This window comes from Streptomyces xanthochromogenes (assembly GCF_014650455.1).
In the GTDB taxonomy this organism is placed as follows: Bacteria; Actinomycetota; Actinomycetes; order Streptomycetales; family Streptomycetaceae; genus Streptomyces; species Streptomyces xanthochromogenes.
In genome coordinates, this window is sequence record NZ_BMUZ01000003.1 from 316,834 (window position 1) to 336,182 (window position 19,349).

General features: G+C 69.5%; 14 protein-coding genes and 1 pseudogene. 9 read left to right on the plus strand and 6 right to left on the minus strand.

Translation table 11 applies throughout. The annotated features are described in order from the left end of the window. Window positions 1–371: 371 nt before the first annotated feature. The 3 genes from IE267_RS08740 to IE267_RS08750 all read right to left on the minus strand — a co-directional run bounded on the left by IE267_RS08740 (window position 372) and on the right by IE267_RS08750 (window position 4,372). A complete protein-coding gene (locus IE267_RS08740) occupies window positions 372–1,091 on the minus strand; it encodes a peptidase inhibitor family I36 protein (RefSeq protein ID WP_229860881.1) in 720 nt (239 codons plus the stop codon). Window positions 1,092–1,392: 301 nt separating this feature from the next. Then, complete coding sequence (locus IE267_RS08745; RefSeq protein ID WP_229860883.1) at window positions 1,393–2,838, minus strand: oxygenase MpaB family protein; 1,446 nt, start codon at window positions 2,836–2,838, stop codon at window positions 1,393–1,395. A gap of 958 nt (window positions 2,839–3,796) precedes the next feature. After that, on the minus strand, window positions 3,797–4,372 hold the full coding sequence (locus IE267_RS08750; protein WP_189762715.1) for a CGNR zinc finger domain-containing protein: 576 nt from the start codon (window positions 4,370–4,372) through the stop codon (window positions 3,797–3,799). 202 nt (window positions 4,373–4,574) lie between these two features. Here IE267_RS08750 and IE267_RS08755 point away from each other — a divergent pair, with 202 nt between their 5' ends. Continuing rightward, the gene (locus IE267_RS08755; protein WP_189762716.1) at window positions 4,575–5,756 is read left to right on the plus strand and encodes an epoxide hydrolase family protein; all 1,182 of its coding nucleotides are present in this window, start codon (window positions 4,575–4,577) and stop codon (window positions 5,754–5,756) included. A 327-nt stretch (window positions 5,757–6,083) separates the two neighbouring features. Here IE267_RS08755 and IE267_RS08760 read toward each other — a convergent pair whose 3' ends face one another. Beyond that, window positions 6,084–7,172 (minus strand): alcohol dehydrogenase catalytic domain-containing protein, encoded by a 1,089-nt coding sequence (locus IE267_RS08760; RefSeq protein WP_189762717.1) that lies wholly within the window; start codon window positions 7,170–7,172, stop codon window positions 6,084–6,086. 101 nt (window positions 7,173–7,273) lie between these two features. On the opposite strand from IE267_RS08760, the gene IE267_RS08765 reads away from it, so the two are divergent. The 4 genes from IE267_RS08765 (at window position 7,274) to IE267_RS08780 (ending at window position 12,135) form a co-directional block, all read left to right on the plus strand. Continuing rightward, a complete protein-coding gene (locus IE267_RS08765) occupies window positions 7,274–8,158 on the plus strand; it encodes a LysR family transcriptional regulator (protein ID WP_189762718.1) in 885 nt (294 codons plus the stop codon). Between the two features lie 405 nt (window positions 8,159–8,563). Beyond that, on the plus strand, window positions 8,564–10,246 hold the full coding sequence (locus IE267_RS08770) for a PucR family transcriptional regulator (RefSeq protein ID WP_308428728.1): 1,683 nt from the start codon (window positions 8,564–8,566) through the stop codon (window positions 10,244–10,246). Window positions 10,247–10,400: 154 nt separating this feature from the next. Beyond that, on the plus strand, window positions 10,401–11,330 hold the full coding sequence (locus tag IE267_RS08775) for an aldo/keto reductase (protein ID WP_189762719.1): 930 nt from the start codon (window positions 10,401–10,403) through the stop codon (window positions 11,328–11,330). 163 nt (window positions 11,331–11,493) lie between these two features. After that, window positions 11,494–12,135 (plus strand): class I SAM-dependent methyltransferase, encoded by a 642-nt coding sequence (locus tag IE267_RS08780; RefSeq protein WP_189762720.1) that lies wholly within the window; start codon window positions 11,494–11,496, stop codon window positions 12,133–12,135. A gap of 35 nt (window positions 12,136–12,170) precedes the next feature. Here the strand turns inward: IE267_RS08780 and IE267_RS08785 are convergent, their stop codons facing one another. Both IE267_RS08785 and IE267_RS08790 read right to left on the minus strand, forming a co-directional pair. Continuing rightward, window positions 12,171–13,403 (minus strand): CaiB/BaiF CoA transferase family protein, encoded by a 1,233-nt coding sequence (locus IE267_RS08785; protein ID WP_189762721.1) that lies wholly within the window; start codon window positions 13,401–13,403, stop codon window positions 12,171–12,173. A gap of 223 nt (window positions 13,404–13,626) precedes the next feature. Further along, window positions 13,627–14,862: an acyl-CoA dehydrogenase family protein gene (locus IE267_RS08790; protein WP_189762722.1), complete on the minus strand. Its 1,236-nt coding sequence runs from the start codon at window positions 14,860–14,862 to the stop codon at window positions 13,627–13,629. A gap of 70 nt (window positions 14,863–14,932) precedes the next feature. On the opposite strand from IE267_RS08790, the gene IE267_RS08795 reads away from it, so the two are divergent. The 4 genes and pseudogenes from IE267_RS08795 to tal form a co-directional block, all read left to right on the plus strand. Continuing rightward, complete coding sequence (locus IE267_RS08795; protein ID WP_189762723.1) at window positions 14,933–15,094, plus strand: hypothetical protein; 162 nt, start codon at window positions 14,933–14,935, stop codon at window positions 15,092–15,094. A gap of 107 nt (window positions 15,095–15,201) precedes the next feature. Further along, window positions 15,202–16,062 (plus strand): SCO6745 family protein, encoded by an 861-nt coding sequence (locus tag IE267_RS08800; RefSeq protein WP_189762724.1) that lies wholly within the window; start codon window positions 15,202–15,204, stop codon window positions 16,060–16,062. A gap of 505 nt (window positions 16,063–16,567) precedes the next feature. Further along, window positions 16,568–17,131 carry a dihydrofolate reductase family protein gene (locus IE267_RS08805; RefSeq protein WP_189762725.1) on the plus strand — a complete coding sequence of 188 codons (564 nt, stop codon included), beginning with the start codon at window positions 16,568–16,570 and terminating at the stop codon, window positions 17,129–17,131. A 474-nt stretch (window positions 17,132–17,605) separates the two neighbouring features. Beyond that, window positions 17,606–18,706: pseudogene (gene tal, locus IE267_RS08810) on the plus strand (transaldolase); the annotation flags it as partial. Between the last annotated feature and the right edge of the window lie 643 nt (window positions 18,707–19,349).

Here is a 19,349-nt window from a genome sequence, read left to right on the forward strand (position 1 = left end):
CCTAGGACCATTTCCACAGAGTCAATTTACGTTCTGCCCGTGGCACTTCGGCCATGTCGCCCGGTGGGCGGGCGCTGGCGCCGGCCAACTGAGCGGCCCAAGGCGGCAATTCTGGGGATGCCATAACGGGCGTTCCGATGCGGCCTGTTCGGATCGGGCGGCGGCCGTGCATGTGCTCGCCATAGCGAGCCGGTTCGGAGATGGCACGGCTCGATGGCCCGGTCATTGGGGCGAGGTACGGCCTCCGTCGTCAACCGCGTTGGACGTACCCGTGCACCGGCCGCGACAGCCAAGGCCGGTGCACCTGACCCCGCCCTCGGTGCATGCTGCGTTCGAGCCGAATGGGTGCGGGTCAGCCGGACGGATGCGGGTCAGTCCAACTGCTGTGCCTGCAGGCCCGTGAGGTGTTCGTGGGCGGGGTCATGATTCGGGTAGAGGACCTGGATGTCGATGAGGAGGTCCGTCCCGGGATCGACCGAGTGGCCACCGCCTTCGGGGGAGCCGAGCAGAACACTTCCCTCGGAGCCGTCCCGGAGGACCTCGCCCCAGAAGACGTCGGTGAAGGTCTTGGGCAGGGATGTGCCCTCGGGCAGGTCGCCGAAGCCCACGGCCCACTTCACGACACGGGTGTCCTCCGCGTGGACGGTCAGCCGGTAGGAGTAGATCCGGCCCCCGCCCTCCGCCCACTGGCCCCGCAGCTCTTGGTCGACGCGCAGGTTTCCCGTGAACGGGGCCGACTGTGCCGATTGCGCCTGGTCGTTCCATGTGCCGTTCGGACTGCCGGCCATCCCGATGCGCCGCAGGTCCGTGATCGAGGACCTTGCGCCCACAGGCAGCGAATGCCCCTGCTGACCGGCGACCGAGAAGAGCGCGTTGTCCTCGTCCGTGTTGTTGACGACGCTGCTCACTCCGTCGCCGCTGTGGTCGAACCCGTACACCGAGAAGTCGTTGACGTACACGCCCAGCGGGATTGCCAGAATCTTGTCATTGGTGCCGCCGTTCAACGAGACGGCCCGGTAGAGGCAGAAGCTCCCCTCGGGACACGCCTCGGCCCCCCGACCGTAGATCAGCTGCGGTTCCTTGTCGCTCACCGTGGTCCCCTTGTCGATGAAGAGTGACGCATCCGGACTGGACCGGCCGCAGAGCCGCCGGTCCGCGCATCCGCCGGGCACTTCGGGCTGCGCCCGCGACCGGCCGGGCGCCGCCCGAGGGCGATGCCCGCCCCCTGCGGGTGCGATACGACTCTCGCCCTTCGCGGCAGCCCGTATGGCCGCATCGCCCTCAACTGTCTTGATTTGCGCACGCGTTGACGTAGAAGGGCTCCTGAGCTTCCGAGGCGCTACGTCCGCGCGAGACGACGCGGGCTCACCCTGGGAGGCTCACCGGGCGCCCCTAGGCACGCCCGAGGAGTTGGCTTCCGGCTGTACTGTCGGAGCGGGCGGTGAAGAAGTCGGTGAAGGCCTGGACGAACTCGTCTTCGGTGATGCGGCCGTCTCCATCGTGGTCGACCTGGCGGAAGCCGTGGTTGAGTTCGGCGGGATGGACTCGGGAGCCGCCGAAGACCGTGCGGTACTCGTCGGCGCACAGGTGTCCGCTGCCGTCGGTGTCCACCGCGTGGAAGACGGCCCGCATCGCGACGTGCAGTCCCTGCTCAAGGTAGGCCGGCCCCTCGTCGATGCCGGCGAGCACGGCCGTGACGAACTCCTCGCAGCTCACCCGACCGTCCTCGTCGGCGTCCATACCCGTCCGCAGCTGTTGCCACCAGACCTCGAAGGCGGCATAGACCTGAGCTTCCTGCTCCGGGCCGAGTTCGAGTGGCCAGCACACGTTGTGCGCCATGGCCTGGAGATCGGCCGAGTTGATGTGGCCGTCGCCGGTCTGGTCCAGGATCTGGCTGAAGAAGGCCCGCAGACGCACCGGACGGGCATCGGCGCCCTTGCGGCGGCGAGGTGCGGGGAGCCGGACGGGGCCCGTCTCCGGCACGGAAGACGGATCGCCGGACGCGATGTGCGGGAGCGGAGCCGCGGCATTCCCCGTCAGCGGGGTGCGGTAGCGGCGGTGCTCCGGCAGCACGTTCATCAGCACCCGCATTCCGCGGTGCAGGGTGAAGGACAGCAGGGCCGCGCGGCGGGTGCGGACCAGGCCGAAGCGTTCACGGAACGCCTCCGGCAGGTCCGCAACGGTCAGCGCCTCGATCACGTGCGCGGCCACCGTGCGCAGCAGCGGCCACGCCGGTGCCAGGCGGCCAAGACGGCGGGGTGCGGGGGCTTCGCGGAGCATGTCGAAGAGCAGGTAGCGCACGGGTTCGCCGTACTCCAGGCGCTCGCGGATCGTACGGTCCACATATGCCGGCACGTCGGCAGCCGTGGCCGGGAACAGGTCGTCGGGCAGCTCGAACTCGGCACACACCGCCCGGAACTCCCCGTACATGCGGTCCAGTTCGGGCGCCGTCAGTGGATGTCCCGACAGTTCACGCATGGTCGTCATGGACTCGTACAAGGTGACCAGTACCCACACCCGCACCACCGGATCCGATGCGCTGAACGGCCTGCCCTGCTCGTCGGTACCTGCCAGGCGGCGGTGTGTGCGCTCCAGGCGGGCGACTTCACGGCGCAGCCCTTCACGGTCGGAGAAGAACAGCCGCTTGCCGCTGTCCATGGTGTGCTCGATGCGCCGCCACGGGTGGGCGCGGTAGGTGGAGAAGCTGGTCACGCCCGCGGCGACCGCCGGGTCCGCGTTCTGCAGAACCAGCAGCCGCCATGCCACGAGCCCGATCCGCCACTCCCCCAAGGTGCGGCGCAGCAGCGATTCAGGACCAGGAAGATCGGCGGTAACCAAGGGAACGTCTCCTCGAGCACGTGCACGGTGATGAGCAGGGGACGGCCGGGAGAGATGATCCAGACGTCCGTCCGGCCCAACTGCCGTACCGGGACGGGGAAGCGGCCACATTCCCGAGTTCACCCGTCCGGGAAACGCCGCGTTCGCCCCGGCGCGCCACCGCACGCCTCGATCCCGCGCGCACTCGGTGAGGACGTCAGCAGGGCGCTCCAGATCTCCCGTCGGCTCAAGGGCCTTCCGGCCGTGGGGATCAGTGAGGAGTGCACGAAGGGAACCAAGCCGGCCAACCGGATGAGTAGTGGCCGGGGAAGCAGGACGCGCCGGTGCCACCGTGGCCGGAAGATGCTCAAACCCGCAGTGGAGGGGCGGCTCCCGGATACCGCCAGGGTTTACCCACTGACGCGTGGAGTGGAAGTGGCGGTCCTCCGTCGGCACGATTCGGGTTGCCCTGTCCGGTCTCTAGCGTCGTGTGACGAGAGAACCACTCGCGAAGAGACAGGAGTTGGGTGTGCTGAAACTCAGGATCGCCGCGTTGTCAGCGGCCGCCGTACTGATCGGATCGGGCGCAGCGACCGTGGGAACGGCCGCTCAGGCGGAAGCGTCCCCGAAGTGTCATGTGTGGGAGCAGAACACCACCAGGTTCTCCGGTTGGTGTGATGGTCACGGGCCGGCGAGTTACCGCGCCACCATCACGTGTCGACACGGCGGCGCGCACCAGGGAGCGTGGGTCTGGCAGGGGGATCGCCGGGGCTCGACGGCATGGTGTGAGAAGAACGACCGCGTCGCCAGCAAGTGGCAGTTCCGCACCGGCTGACCGGCCGGGCATGCCTGAGCCCCGGCCGTGAAGACGGCCGGGGCTCAGGCACGCGCGGCGTTGTGCTCCCATTCGGGGCGGCAGTTGGGGGGTCGGCCCGTGCCGCCGCGGACGTTCGAGCTCTGGATGGACTCGCAGCAACGACTACGCTGCCGATCCGGAGCCCTCACGCTTGGCGGCATTGAATCGCGCCTTCTTCTCGCGATTCCCGCACGTGTTCATCTCGCACCATCTGCGCGTGCGGCTCCGGCTGGTGTCGAAGAACGCTGCTTGGCATGTCGGCGAGGCGCACAAGGCCAGTCGTCCGTCTCGTTCGCCGGTGATGATGTCGATCGCGTCCGCGGCGACAACACCCAGGGCGTCCTCCACGGGGGATGCCGAGCCGAGTCGCCATTGCCGATTGCGTTCGGGCGTCAAGATGGCCGCGGCGCGACCCTCAGTGCTGTGTTCATTGATGACCTGGACAGCAGAGGCGGGGAGCGGTTCTCGGCGCGCGGCCGCCGTCGCGGCGGCATGGATCGATTCCCTCAACTCCCAAGCACGTTCGAGCTGCTGGGCGTTGCAGGACTCCACGGCGAGACCGCTCACCGACAGCCAGTCCACGAGTCGACGCGGCACGGGAATACGTTCCACGGCATCGCCACACCGCTCCGTCAGGGTTGCCGTGAAGCTGGTCGCCAGCACCTTGCCGAGACGGAATTCAGGGAACTGAGGACGCATGGAACCACCATAGCCGGTTGCATGCGCATGTCGACGGCTGCTAGAACCGTCATTGCCGGTTCCAGCATGCCGCAGGCCGCTGCCAACGATGAACGGGAGGCCCCATGTCCACATTCAGGCGCGTCATCGACCCCGCAGGTGCCGTCGACCGCGGCGTCCTCCCGCCGACGCACCCCGGTGTCAGCACCGGCGGGGGCGTCTCATGAACCGTCGAAACGGCGACCTGCAAGTCTTTGAAGCCCGCGCGACTGACGCCGATCTCGACGATCTGCGGGCCCGACTGTCCGCGGCGCGGCTGCCCGAGGCCGAGACGGTCCGTCGCGTCGCGCCCGACCCGCGCCGATGGGATCAGGGCGTTCCCCTCGCCGACCTCGTGGACGTCGTGACCTACTGGCGGACCGGGTACGACTGGCGGCGATTCGAAGCACGCCTCAACCAGATCGGCCAGTTCCGCACGACCATTGACGGACTGGGCATCCACTTCCTGCACCGCCGGTCCGCGCGTACGGATGCCACTCCACTGGTCTTGACGCACGGCTGGCCGGGCAGCGTCGCCGAGTTCATTGATGTAGTGGACGAACTGGCAGATCCGAAAAGCGCGGCGGCGCCCGCGTTCCACGTCGTGGTTCCGTCGCTGCCAGGATTTGGATACAGCGACAAGCCGTCCACCACCGGGTGGGGAACGGAAAGGATCGCGGCGGCCTGGGTGGAGCTGATGGGAAGGCTCGGATACGACAAGTTCGTGGCCCACGGCGGCGACTGGGGAGGCGTGATCACCACGATCCTCGGCGGCAGCTTCCCGGAGCAGGTGCTCGGTATCCACACCACGACCGCGCAGGCACCGCCCGGGCTCACGACGGACGGACTGACGCCGGCGGAGCGCGAGTGGGCGGAGGAGACCAGTGGTTTCTGGCGCCATCGCGCGGCGTACGCGAAACAGCAGGCTGCCCGGCCCCAGACCATCGGCTACTCACTCGTCGACTCACCGGTCGGGCTGCTTGCCTGGATCCTCGACAAGTTCGCCGAGTGGTCGGACACCGAGGACAGCCCGTTCGAGAGGATGTCCATGGACCGGGTCCTTGACGACGTCACCCTGTATTGGCTCACGCGGACCGGCGCGTCGGCGGCCCGCATCTACTTCGAGAGCCACGACTCCCTCGACCCTGAACTTCGGGTCGACGTCCCGTCGGCGATCAGCGTGTATCCCCGCGACATCGAAAAGTGTCCGCGTCTCTGGGCGCAGGAGCGATTCCGTCGGATCGTCCGGTGGAGCACGCCCCAAAGCGGAGGGCACTTCCCGTCGCTGGAGGTTCCGGAGTCGTTCGTCGAGGACTTGCAGGAGGGTCTCGCGGCCGTTCTGGCCGCCGCCGGTGATTCCTCCTGACGCTGTCGCACCCCCTGACGTTCTTACCGTCGAACGTGCGCGCCGGCCACTGACCACCGTGGGCGCTCTCGCGCCGGGCCCCTCCCGAGCGCCTCTCCGCGCACACGGGAGACGCGCCCTCCTCGTCAGTCCTGCCATGACTCCGTCGCAGGAAGTGTCACAGGAGGTGCAGGCTCGAAGATCCGCGACGTACTTGGTGATCAACTCGGGTGTCAGGTGCGGGATGTCGTGATCGTCGTGGAGCTCGGCCATCTGGACCGCCGCGCGGAATTTCGTGGGCCTGCAGGGCGGACCCGGGCATGGTGCACTGGCGATCAGTGGGCCGTGTCAGCCAGCCGGTGGGGTGAGGCTGGTGCGGTCGAACGGGCCGCCGTGCGCGGCGGCGTACGTGATGGCGTCGTTGACGTCCGCAAGGCCGAAGGACCGGACTCGTTCGGGGGCGAGATCCAGAGTGCCCGAGGTGAGGAGCCGGATGATGCCGACATTGGCTGTGCGGGGGTACATCCACTGCCCGCGCACGGTGATCGAGTTGCGCATGATCCATGGGTACGGGAGTGCGAGGTCGTCGCCACCGAGCATGCCGACGCCCCCCATGAGGACGACGCGGCCGTACTCGCGGACGGTCATGGCCGCCGCGCGCGACGCCGAGCTGGGTGCGCTCGGCGGGAGCAGGTCGATCACCATGTCGATCGGACCGTCGGCCGCCGCTGACATCGCCGCGCGGTCGGTGGCCTCGTCTCCAGTCAGTGGGACCGGGCGCAGATGCGGACCGAACCGGTCGGCGAGGAGGTCGAGCGCGGCCTGGTTGCGGCCCGGGGCGACCACGCGGCCCGCTCCCATCGCGAACGCGACCGCGACCGCGCTGCTGCCGAGGTTGCCGGTGGCCCCGCTGACGAGTAGCGTCTCGCCGGCTGCGAGCCCGCCTGCCAGCAACCCGCCGTAGGAGATGGCGTGCACGGTGAGTGCGGCCCAGCGGGCCGGATCGTCCCCTGCCACGGTGGGCAGCGGGAAGACGTTCTCCGTCGGGACCCGCATGAGCTCGGCGAACGAACCGTCGTGCAGGTACCGGGCGAGCCGCGCGCCGCCCTCGCCGCGCGAGCTCCAGCCCTGGAGCGTGATGTCGGGTGTCAGGGCGTCGTCCCGCGAACGCACCGTCGAGTCGCACCACACCAGGTCGCCGACGCGCAGCCGTGTGGCGTCCGGGCCGACGTGGATGATCCGCCCCACGCCGCCGACACCGGGCACGACGGGAGGGACAAGGGGGTAGTTCCGCTTGCCGCCGAAGACTTCGGCGGCGTACGGCGCCACGCCGGCGGCGAGAACCTCGACCACCACCTCACCGCCCCCGGCCTCGGGGTCGGGTACCTCCCGCACTGTGAGCGGGGCACCGAACTGCGTCAGAACTGCTGCTCGCACGTGATGACCTCCGTGTTTGTCCGTGCTCGTAGGATCGAAACTAGGAGCTGGGTGGGCATGCGGGAAGCGATGATCTCGCATTCGTGGTATGCGTATGCCGCATGGACATCTCCAGCGCGGGACTGCGGGTCCTGCGGCAGATCGCTGAGTCCGGCAGCTTCACCGCGGCAGCTGCCCGACTCGGCTACACACAGTCGGCCATCTCACGCCAGGCCGCGGCCCTCGAACGCAGCGTGGGCACGACCCTGTTCGAACGCCGCCCGGACGGGGTACAGCTCACCCCCTCCGGCTTGACCCTGCTGCGGCACGCCCACACGGTCCTGGCCTCGCTCGCAGCGGCCGAGCGTGAGCTCACGGGCACCGTCCCGCAGACCGAACTGGTGCGGCTCGGGGCAGTCCTGAGCGCGGGCGCGGCGATCCTGCCCGCCGCACTCGCGGCGGCCGGCCCGCAGATCACGGTCACCACCCGCGAGGGCACCACGCCCACCCTGATCCGGGCGCTGCGCGCGGGCTCGCTCGACCTCGCCGTGCTGACGTCCCGCCCACCCCACCGGCCCTTCGACGGCGACTCACCGCGCCTGCACGTCGAGACCGTCTCGGACACCGAACTGGTGGTGGCGGTGCCCTCGACCGGAGAATTCGCCGGACGCACCACGGTGCACGTCGACGAGCTGGTCGACGCCGCGTGGATCGCCACCCCGTCATCCAGCTCTGAGGCGCTGCTCGGCGTCTGGCCCGGACTGCCCGGACGGCCTCGCGTCATCCACTCCGCGCGCGACTGGCTGACGAAGCTCCACCTGGTCGCCGGCGGCTTCGGTCTGACGACGGTGCCGTCCCGGCTCTCACCGGTGCTGCCACCGGGGGTGAGCCTGCTGCACGTCGACGGCGCACCCCCCGAGATCCGCCGGGTGCTCGTAGCGCGCCTCCCCGGCCACCCCACCCCGGCGATCACGGCCGTCACCCGAGCGATCAGTTCGACCGCCTGAACCACCACCAAGGCCGCGCACGATCACGTGTCCCCCCTCCCCCTCGCGGCTGGGCACCGCGGTCACCGCCGGCTCTTCCTCCGTGGTGGCGGCGATCGGTTGCGCCGTCGTCGCGGCCCTGCGCCTACTCCTCGACGTGCTCGGCAAGCCGGTGGCCGGTGGCCGGTCCCACGGCAGCACACGCGAGCTGGGGCAGTCCGGCCGGCCGCCGTTGACCTGGATCTGCCGCCCAGGTGCGGAGGACAACCGGCGAGGGCAGAAGGGTCAACTACCTTCCAGTGCTCGCAGGCATGTCCCGACCGTGGAAGACCGGGCCGCTCGATTCGTCCCGACCGACGGATTCGCTGACGTATCCTCGTCCGCACATACGAATTCCCGGGGCTGTCAGGGCCCTACCCTGCGGAGATGATCAGCCACATGTCGGCGCACCCCGCGAGGAGCCTCAGCCGGGTGGTCGAGGACCTCGGCTCCACGCTCCTCGACCTGCTGTACGGCGGCACCGGGGGGACCGTCGAGATCGGCGGCGTCGGCATTCACGATCCGTACGACGAACAGCACTACCCGCCGCACGCCATCGTCCTCGGCGCCGGCGTCCGTGGGGCCGAGGACATCGCGGAGGTCCTGTTCGGCCTCCGGTCCCATGGCGCCGCGGCCCTCGTGGTCAGGGGCCCGGTCGAGGACGCGGCCCGGCTCGAACGGGCGGTGGCCGAGACCGGAGTGGCGCTGCTGACGCTGACCCGCGGCGCGTCGTGGGCCCAGTTGGCGGCGATGCTGCGCACGCTGCTGTCCGAGGGAGACGTCGGAGAGGCCGGTGAACACACCTTGGGCGGGGTGCCGTCCGGCGATCTGTTCGCCTTGGCCAACGCCATCGGCACGCTGCTCGACGCGCCCGTCACCATCGAGGACCGCCGCTCCAGGATCCTTGCCTTCTCCGGTGGCCAGGACGAGGCCGACGATGCCCGTGTGGAGAGCATCCTGGCGCGCCAGGTGCCGGAGCGGTATCTGCGCCTTCACGAAGAGCACGGTGTGTTCAGGGAGTTGTACCGCAGCGAGGGCCTGGTGCACGTCCCGGCACCGGCTCTGGCGGACGAGGTGGCGTTGCCGCGCGTCGCGGTGGCGGTCCGGGCCGGGGACGAGGTCCTCGGCTCGGTGTGGGCGGCGTTGCGCCAGCCGCTGACCCGCGAGCGGGAGGCGGCTTTCCTGGAGGCGGCCAAGCTCGCCGCGCTGCACATGCTGCGCTTCCGCGCCGGAACCGACGCCGAGTACCGGCTGCGCGCCGACCTGGTGGCGACCGCGCTGGAAGGCGGTGCCGGAGCCATCGCGGCGCTCGGCCGCCTGGGACTGGCCGACGGACCGACCCTGGTCATGGCCATGGGCCTGCCCCCGGGCCGGGGCACGGACCACGCCCACATCACCGCCGAGCACCAGCGTCTGGCCGCGGCGCTGGCCGTGCATCTCAGTGCCGTCCAGCCGCGATCCGCCGTGGCCCTGCTCGGCGACGTGGCCTACGCGCTGTTCCCCGTGGCCGGGGACAGTGCCCACGTGCGCGAACGCGCCGTACGGGTCGCCTCGAACTTCCTTGAGCGCACCGGCGACCGGGCGGGAGCCGTCATCGGGATCGGGTCGGTGGCCCTGGAACCGGCGGCACTCGCGCGCTCCCGGGCCAACGCCGACCGCACCCTGCGGGTGCTCTTCAGCGGCCAGAGCCCTCAGCGCGTGGCGGCGATCGCCGATGTGTACGTCGACGCCCTCATGCTGGAGATGCGGGACCTGGCGATCAGCAACCGCGACGAGCTCTCCGGCCCGCTAGCCCGCCTCACGGCGTACGACGCCAAGCACAACGCCCACCTCGTCGAAACCCTGGGCGCCTGGCTGGACGCCTTCGGAGACGTCATCGCCGCTTCGGCCGGTGTGTTCGTCCACCCCAACACCTTTCGCTACCGCATCCGCCGGGTGGCCGAGGTGGGCCGGATCGACCTGCAGGACCCCTCCGCCCGGTTCGCCGCGATGCTCCAGTTGCGTCTGATGGCGATGGACGGCGGCGGGGCACGCGCCGAGGGAACGCGGCACACCACCCCAACTGCCTGACGAGGCAGGCTGGTTCTGCCACCGAAGGCGTTCTCCGGAACCTCAAGGATCAGCACGCACGCACCGGGCATCCGTCCGTCACCGCGCCCGGTCGCGCAGCCGTGCCGGCCGGGTCAGGGAGCGGTGACGGACGGAATCGGACAGGATGGCCTCCATGAAGACCATCGCCTTCCCCCAGACCGAGCTGCGGGCCTCCAACGTCATCCTGGGCCTGATGCGCATCGCCGAACTCGAGGACGAGGACATCCGCACCCTCTACGGCAGCGCGCGGGACGCCGGTATCAACACCTTTGATCACGCCGACATCTACGGACCCTCTCGCCACGCATGCGAGGAGCGCTTCGGACAGGCCGTCAAACTCTCCGCCGCCGAGCGGGAGTCGATCGTCATCCAGAGCAAGGTGGGCATCCGGTCGGGCTACTTCGACTTCTCGAAGGAGCACATCGTGCGCACCGTCGAGGAGTCGCTGGCGGCTCTGCGCACCGACTACCTCGACGTCCTGATGTTGCACCGCCCCGACACCCTCGTCGAGCCCGCGGAGGTGGCCGAGGCCTTCGACGAGTTGCACGCGGCCGGGAAGGTCGTGAACTTCGGGGTCTCCAACCACACGCCCGGACAGATCGAGCTGCTCAAGACCGCGGTGCAGCGGCCGCTGGTGGCCAATCAGGTGCAACTGAGCATCACGCACTGCCCGTTGATCGCCACCGGGATCGCCGCGAACATGGCCGGGCTCGACCAGTCGGTCGACCGCGACAACGGCCTGCTCGACTACGCACGGCTGCACGGCATGACGCTGCAGGCCTGGTCGCCGTTCCAGAAGGGGTTCTTCGACGGAGTCTTCATCGGCGACGTCGAGCACTACCCGGAGCTGAATTCCGTTCTCGACGAACTGGCTGCGGCCTACGGTGTGACGCCGACGGGTATCGCCGTCGCATGGATCACCCGCCACCCGGCGAACATGCAGGTGGTACTGGGCACCACCAATCCGGGCCGGGTCGCCGAGTCGGCGGCGGGCTCGGACATCCCGCTCACCCGCGAGGAGTGGTACCGCCTCTTCAGCGCCGCCGGCCATGTGATCCCCTGATCGGCCGCCGACTGACGGCGGCGAGGATCTCCTCGCCGCCGTCCGCCCGCGCCTGCACGCCCCGATTCACGCCTGCCCGACTCTGTCCCGGAGCGTTGAGGGCGGAGACCATGTACGTGAGGGACGGGCCACGAGGCATGGATGACAGACCGGGAGAGCCGACTTGACCAACGAGGACAACAACCCCCACCAGCCTGCTCGGGCGCTGTTCGATGTGCTGGGCCTCTCCTACGAGAAGGCGTTTGCCGCATCGGAGGCGCACCACGCGTCATTGCGATGGCTGCTCGGCGAGATGGCGCCCCGAAGCCGCGTGCTGGACGTAGGGAGCGGGACGGGCCGCCCCACCGCGGAGACGCTCTCGGCCGCCGGCCACGATGTGCTCGGCATCGACATCTCCCCCGTCATGGTCAAGATCGCCACCCGGCACGTACCGGAAGCCGAATTCCGGTGCGCGGACATCCATGCCGTTCCGTTGGACGACGCTTCTTTCGACGCCGTATGCCTGTACTTCTCCCTGCTCCAGATGTCGCGCGAGGAACAGGCCCGTCTCGTGACCCGGCTCGTACGTGCGGTGCGACCCGGCGGCCACATGGTCCTGGCGACCGTCCCCGTGGACGTCGAGGGGGTTGAGGTCGTCTTCATGGATCAGCCCGTACGCGCGACGAGCTTCGGCCGCGACGACTTCATCGCGATGATCACCCGCGCGGGCCTGACCGTCCAGGCCGAGCGATCCCTCATGTTCACCCCGTCCCGCCCCGGTGCCGAACCGGAACCACACCTCTTCCTGCACTGCCGACGCGACTGAATGCCCAGCACCTCCGGGAGCCGTCAGTCCGTGGATCAGGTCGCGTGCACGGCGGCCAACTGGGCTTCGGTGTAGCCGAGTTCCTTCAGCACCTCGTCGGTGTGCTGGCCCAGCTCGGGGCAGTGGCGCCGTAGTGAGGTGGGCGTGTCCGAGAAGGCCAGCGGGCTGCCGATGAGTCGGTACAGGCCCTCGGTGGGGTGTTCGCTGACGGCGAGCATTCCGCCCTCGGCCCAGTACTCGTGCTCGCCGGCCCGGTCGAGGTCCAGGACGGGGGCGAAGGGGATGCTGGCGTCCGCGCAGAAGCTCTCCCACTCCTGTGTGGTGCGCTCGGGAGTGTGCCGTCCGATGAGTTCGTAGAGTTCGCCGATGTGCTCGCTCATGCTGGCACGGTCGGCGAAGCGCGGGTCGTCGCCGAGATCCGTCCGGCCGACCTCGGCGAAGAAGTCGCGCACGTTGGCGATGGAGTACGGCAGGATGCAGGCGTAGCCGTCCTTCGTGGGCAGGGCCTCGTGGCCCGGGGCCAGGGAGCGAGGGAATCCGACATCGCCGTGCGGCGGCTCGAAGGCGCGTCCGCCGATGTGTTCCAGCAGGGTGAAGGCGAACATGGTGTCGGCCATGGGTACTTCGACCTGCTGGCCGCGGCCGGTGCGCACTCGGGCCAGCAGCGCCGCCATGACGCCCTGGACGATGGCCAGGCCGCAGACTTTGTCCGCCAGGACGGTGGGGACGTAGGAGGGCTTGCCGGTGGCGCGGCGCATCAGGTCCACCATGCCGGAAGTGGACTGGATCACCTCGTCGTAGGCGGCCCGGTCGGCGTAGCGGCTGTCGGTGCGGAAGCCGGCGGCCTGGCAGTACACCAGGCTGGGGTTGGCCTCGGCCAGATCGTCGTATGTCAGGCCGAGCTTCTTGAGTGCGCGCGGGCGCATGTTGGTGATGAGCACGTCGGCGTCGGCGATGATGTCGAGCGCTGCCCGATGCCCTGCCGGGCTCTTCAGATTCAGGGCGGCCGAGCGTTTGTTGCGGTTGAGGTTGAGCATCAGGGCGCCGATGCCGTTCTCCCGGCGCTTGTGGAGCTGGCGCATCACATCGCCCACAGGTGGTTCGATTTTGACGACGTCGGCGCCGAGGTCACCGAGGATGCGTGCGGCGTAAGGGCCCATGACGACGCTCGCCAGGTCGACGACGCGGATGCCGTCCAAGGGGCCCGGCGTCGCGTCGTCCGTGGTCGCCGTGTGGCCGGCGCTCTGCCGGAGAGTGCTGTCGGACATGTGGAGCGTCCCTTCGTGGGTGCGTCTCGTGCCGGTGCGTGTGTCCCGTGCCGGTGGGTGTGTCCCGGCCGGCGTTCGCGTCTCGGCGGGTTCGCACGCCTTGGCCGGTAAGTGCGTTTCGGCGGACACGTGCGTCTCGGCGGGTTCGTAAGCCTCGACCAGTACACGCCTCGGGCCCGGTGCGTACACCTCGGCCAGGACGACGTGCTTCGCGGCGGGCGTATCAGACGAAGGCGCTGATACCGGTTGCGGCGCGTCCGACGATCAGCGAGTTCATTTCGCGGGTGCCCTCGTAGGAGTAGAGGGCCTCGGCATCCGCCCAGAACCGGGCGACGTCATGGTCGAGGAGAATGCCGTTGCCGCCCAGGAGTTCACGGGCCCAGGACACCGTCTCGCGGGTGCGGGTAGTGCTGAACATCTTTGCCAGCGAGGCCTGTTGGTCGGTGAGCCGGCCTTCGTTCTGAAGCTGCGCGGCCCGTACGTTGAGTGTCTGGCAGGCGGTGATGTTGGCGAGCATCTGGGCGAGCTTGTCCTGGACTAGCTGGAAGGCTGCGATGGGCTTGCCGAACTGCTCCCGGTCCAGGGCGTACTGCCGCGCGGCCTCATAGGCACCCATCGCACAGCCCAGCGCGTTCCAGGACACTCCCAGCCGGGTGGTGCGCAGCACCTGGGCGGTGTCCCTGAAGGAGTGCGCCTCCTGAAGACGGTCGGCCTCGGGGACCCGGACGTCGTCGAGGCCGATTTCGGCGTTCTGCACCATGCGCAGCGACACCTTGCCTTCGATCTTCTCGGGTGTGAAGCCGTCCGCTTCCTTGTGTACGACGAAGCCCTTGACCTGGTCGTCGGCCTCGTCCTTGGCCCAGACCACGATGAGATCCGCGAAGGTGGCGTTGCCGATCCACTTCTTGCGGCCGTTGAGGATCCAGGTGTCTCCCTCACGACGGGCGGTGGTCGTCAGCCCCTGGGAGGCACCGGAGCCCACATCGGGTTCGGTGAGGGCGAAGGCGGCGATCTTCTTCCACTGGACCAGTTCGGGAATCCAGCGCTGCTTCTGCTCCTCCGAGCCGCACAGCATGATCGTGGCGATGCCAAGGCCGCTGTGGACCCCGAAGAAGGTGGCGAAGGAAGGGTCGACGCGGGCGATTTCCATGCTGATCATGCCTGCGACCAGGGCTCCCCGGCCTGCGCAGCCGTAACCGTCGAACTGGATCCCGGCAATGTCCAGATCGCGCAGGCCCTCGATGAGGTGGTGGGGGAACTCGGCCTTGGCCCACTGGTCGTTGACGACAGGGCGGACGTGGTCCAGCAGCCAGCCGCGTACCGTGTCCAAGCGCTTCCGGTCGTCCGGTTCGAGCATGTCCTTGATGTCGTAGAAATCGGCCTCCACAGCGCCGGGGTCCGCCGCGTGAACGCGTACGGGACGAGCGCCGTGGTCTGCGGAAGCGGTCTGCTGGGTCATCAGGCGTCCTCTTCTCGGTCGATGATGGGAATGGCCACCGGTCACGGGTGGCACCTGTCACCGGTCACTGGTGGCACTGGCCGTGCTCGCGGCAGGGCGCGGCGCGCAGGAGGCCGCCCAAGGCAGGCGGCGGAGCCTGGATTTCGTGGCGGTGCGGCATGAACAGTGCCTCGCTGTCGCGATCATCCACTATTTGCAGTATGCATCTTTCTGGTTGCCGTTCTGCGCGTGATCAAACCCGGTGAGTGCCGTGCTGCGGTCGCCCTGCTCCGAGGGCTTCGAGATGCTCCCCGTACCGCGGCACCGTCCACGCGAGCGGCGTGAGACTAGGCTGCGAAGATGACCTCACTCCCCCGCCTGGGCAGGCGTTGCCACGACTCCCTCAATCCGTTGCACTCCCAGATCTATTTCGCGCCCGAGGCGGAAAGGGAGTTCACCGCGGTCGGTCTTGAGCCGGGCCGCATGTCGTACTTCGCGGGGCGCTCGGCGGCGATGGGCGCCGTCGGAGCGGGCGTGGTGGCGGCAACGTTCTACAACTTCAGCCCGACCCTCGTGGCCCGCCACCTGCCGCGCGCCTGGGAGCTGGCCTCACCTGAGGCGGTACTCGGCGCCCGGCTGGCGACAGCGGACGCTTCCCTGCGGCGCCTTCTCGGCGAGAGCATCGCCGACGATCCCGACGTAGCGGCAGCCGCCGAGCTGGCCGCCACGGCTGCCGAGGCGTGCGGGGTCTCGGGGCGTCCCCTGTATGCGTCGCACGCCGCGCTGCCCAGGCCCGAGCGGCCCCACCTGGCGCTGTGGCACTCCATCACCCTGCTGCGCGAGCACCGCGGCGACGGTCACCTGGTGGCCCTGGCTGCGGCAGGGCTCGACGGCTTGGAGGCCCTGGTGACTCACACCGCGACCGGCAACGGCTTCACGGTGGAGTTCGCCTGCTCCAGCCGCGGCTGGAGCAAGGCCGACTGGGAGGCGGCACAGGCGCGACTGGCCGACCGCGGTCTGCTCGACGCCGAGGGCGCCCTGACCCCCCGGGGCGAGGAACTGCGCCGCGAGGTGGAGGAGATGACCGATCGACTGGCCGCGGCACCCTACGCACACCTCGGCGAGCCGGGGATTGAGCGTCTCACCGAGATCGGAGGCCGCCTGACCGGCCAGGCCCTGTCCGCGGGGGCGTTCCCGCCGGGAGTCTTCGTCCGACGTTAGGGTGCGCGGCGGTTCAACCCGTCGATGGGATGTTCCCTGGGCCTGCTGTCCCTCCAGTGCGGGTCGTCTGGTACCGATCTCGTGGTGGGCCGGTCGGACGCTACGACGTGCGCCTGCGACCAGGAGCAGGCCCACGTCGTAGCGTCCGACCGGGCGGTGCTTCGATCCTGGTAGGATTCCGGGACCGGGCCGGAAGTGGTTCGACACCACCGGCCCGCGTCCTTGGCGTGCAGATGTCGGAACCCTGGGCGGACCCGGGCCGGGGTGAGCCTGGGGGAACACCGCCCGCTACGGGTCGGCATGAGGCACCCGCGGGGACTGCCAGAACTCGCCCCGGGGCATGGGAAGTTGGAACGACGGAGTGCGATGAGCTACCGGCGGGGCACGATGGTTGTCCCGGACGGCCAATCGGCGGCATTCCGTTAGCCGGTGCGTCCGGCGGGCCACGATCATTTCTGTGGCGTTCGGAGGTCGTACTGGCGAACCCATCAACGAGGAGAGCCTGATGCGCAGCGTGACCTATTCGATGAACGTCTCACTCGACGGCTACATCGTCGGGCCGGACGGCAGCTTCGACTGGACGACGCCCGACGAGGAGGTCTTTCGCTTCGCCACTGAGGAGATTCGAGGCGTCGGCGTCCACCTGTTGGGACGACGGCTCTACGAGGCGATGTTGTACTGGGAGACGGCCGACCAGAATCCCTCGCTCGACTTCTCGACGCTCGAATTCGCCGCGCTCTGGAAGCCGCTCCCCAAGGTGGTGTTCTCCACCACGCTGTCGGCCGTGGAGGGCAACGCCCGCCTGGCCTCCCGCAGCCTGTCGGAGGAGATCGAGCGGTTGCGAGCGGAACCGGGCGACGGCGACATCGCGATCGGCGGCGCGACTCTCGCCGCCGAGGCGGCCGCGCTGGGCCTGATCGACGAATACCGGGCCAGGGTCCACCCGGTGCTGCTCGGAGGTGGCACCCCGTTCTTCCCGCGGCGTGAGCGCCGGGTCGATCTCGAACTCGTCGAGACCCGGAACTTCAGCTCGCAAGTCGTCCACCTCCGCTACCGCGTGACGCGCTAGCCAGGCCCCGGAACCGAGCCAAGGCGTGACGGCTGCGCCTCGCCGCCCCGTCGCGGATCGCCGCTTGCGCAGAGGTTCTCCCCTGCGTCTACAGGTGCACGGTCCACGACAGCGGCCCGCACGAGAACCCGCGTTCCGGCACATCCCTGCCCGGCCGGCCCTCCCCTGCCGCGCCGCACCTGTCACCCGGTAATCCCTACCGTCCCGTACGTGTCGCCCGACCGCCCCCACCGTCCCCCTCCTGTCACCCGGCCGCCCCCACCGTCCCGCGTCCGTCCGGCACCGCCTGCTTCCTTCGAAGATGCGCCATTCAGTAGACCAACGCGCTGTCATTTCGGTTAATGCGCTTGTCGCGGGGCGATTCGGGCACGCGATGGGGGAAGCACCGTGTCGAGCGCCGCCGCCAGCAGTCCTGCCCGCCGGGCGGGAAGCACTCTCAGCGCGGGCGGCGCCGCGTCGTCCAGGAGGTCTTGCATGTCAGTTCCCGCCGGCTCCGGCCCGCTTGCCGCTCTGTCCGCTGCGGGAGTGTCGGTCTGGCTCGACGATCTTTCCCGTGAGCTCCTGGCCGGTGGTGAACTCGAGAAGCTGATCACGGACAAGCACGTAGTGGGCGTCACCACGAACCCCACCATCTTCGCCTCCGCGCTGTCCAAGGGAGACCGTTACAACCAGCAGCTGCGGCGCCTGGGCGACGAGGGCAGCAACGTCGACGACGCGGTCTTCGCCCTGACGACAGAGGACGTGCGGAACGGCTGCGACGCCTTCCGCGCCGTCCACGAGCGGACCGGGGGCGTGGACGGGCGCGTGTCCATCGAGGTGGACCCCCGGCTGGCCCAGGACGCCGACGCCACCGCCGCGCTGGCCCGCAAGCTGTGGGACGCGGTCGACCGACCCAACCTGTTCATCAAGATCCCCGCCACCCGCAAGGGGCTGAAGGCGATCACCGCAGTCGTCGCCGAGGGCATCAGCGTCAACGTCACGCTGATCTTCTCCCTCGACCGCTACCGCGAGGTGATGGACGCGTACCAGACCGGCCTGGAGTTGGCCCAGGCCGCCGGACGCGATCTGGCGGACATCCACTCGGTCGCCTCGTTCTTCGTCTCCCGCGTCGACAGCGAAGTCGACCGCAGGCTGGAGGCGCTCGGCATGTCCGAACTCAAGGGCCGGGCCGCGATCGCCAACGCCCGACTGGCCCACCAGGCGTCCGGGCAGATGCTCGCGCAGCCGCGCTGGCAGCGCCTCGCCTCGGCCGGAGCTCGTGTGCAGCGCCCGTTGTGGGCATCCACCGGGGTCAAGGACCCGTCCTATCCCGACACGATGTACGTCAGCGAACTCGTCATCCCGGGCACGGTGAACACCATGCCCGCCGCGACTCTGGACGCGTTCGCCGACCACGGCATCCTCCCCGCTCACGCACCGACCGAGGAGGACTTCGCGGCAGCCGCCGCCCACCTGGAGCAACTGCAACACGTCGGCGTCGACTTCACGGACGTCACCGAAACCCTGGAGCGCGAGGGGCTGACCAAGTTCGAGGTCAGCTGGGCCGAGCTGGGAGCGTCCGTACAGCGCGAAATGCACCCCGAGACCGGCCCCGCGGACGCTGGCGGTGGCGACGACGGCCACTCCGAGAGTGCCGCGCTGCTGGCGACCTACCTCGACGACCACTACACCGGCGCCACCGGCGGCCTGGAGCTGTTCCGGCGGGCCGCCGAAGCGCGTACGGACGCGGAAGGCCGAGCGGCGCTGACCGACCTCGCCCAGCAGGTCGACGAGGACCGCGAGTCGCTCGCCCGGATCATGGCGGACCTCGACCTGCCCAGGAGTCAGTCCAAGGCGGCCATCGGCTGGCTCGCCGAGAAGGCCGGCCGCCTCAAGACCAACGGCCACCTCTTCACCCGTTCCCCGCTCAGCGACGTCCTGGAAGCCGAGTCCATGCTGCTCGGAGTCCTGGGCAAGGCGGCCTGCTGGCGAACCCTGCGCGTCCTGGCCGAGTCCGACGCCCGCCTCTGCGCCGACGACCTGGACGTACTGCTGGACCGCGCCGAGCAGCAGAGCGCCACCCTGGAGGAACTGCGCTCCACCGCGGCGGTCCGAGCACTGCTCCCCCAGCCCTCCCACACGCGGTGATGGCCGGCCGGAGTTCCGCCCACCACGACTCACACCGCAGCGAAGCTGCATCCGTCGGCGAGCGGCCAACAGAGCCCGTTCGCCTGCTCGA

Excerpts from the sequence above, each read along its gene's own strand:
- IE267_RS08800 (WP_189762724.1), top strand. The coding sequence starts at position 15,202 with ATGACCTCACTCCCCCGCCTGGGCAGGCGTTGCCACGACTCCCTCAAT.
- IE267_RS08765 (WP_189762718.1), top strand. The coding sequence starts at position 7,274 with ATGGACATCTCCAGCGCGGGACTGCGGGTCCTGCGGCAGATCGCTGAG.
- IE267_RS08770 (WP_308428728.1), top strand. The coding sequence starts at position 8,564 with ATGATCAGCCACATGTCGGCGCACCCCGCGAGGAGCCTCAGCCGGGTG.
- IE267_RS08785 (WP_189762721.1), bottom strand. The coding sequence starts at position 13,403 with ATGTCCGACAGCACTCTCCGGCAGAGCGCCGGCCACACGGCGACCACG.
- IE267_RS08750 (WP_189762715.1), bottom strand. The coding sequence starts at position 4,372 with ATGCGTCCTCAGTTCCCTGAATTCCGTCTCGGCAAGGTGCTGGCGACC.
- IE267_RS08790 (WP_189762722.1), bottom strand. The coding sequence starts at position 14,862 with ATGACCCAGCAGACCGCTTCCGCAGACCACGGCGCTCGTCCCGTACGC.
- IE267_RS08805 (WP_189762725.1), top strand. The coding sequence starts at position 16,568 with ATGCGCAGCGTGACCTATTCGATGAACGTCTCACTCGACGGCTACATC.
- IE267_RS08755 (WP_189762716.1), top strand. The coding sequence starts at position 4,575 with ATGAACCGTCGAAACGGCGACCTGCAAGTCTTTGAAGCCCGCGCGACT.
- IE267_RS08775 (WP_189762719.1), top strand. The coding sequence starts at position 10,401 with ATGAAGACCATCGCCTTCCCCCAGACCGAGCTGCGGGCCTCCAACGTC.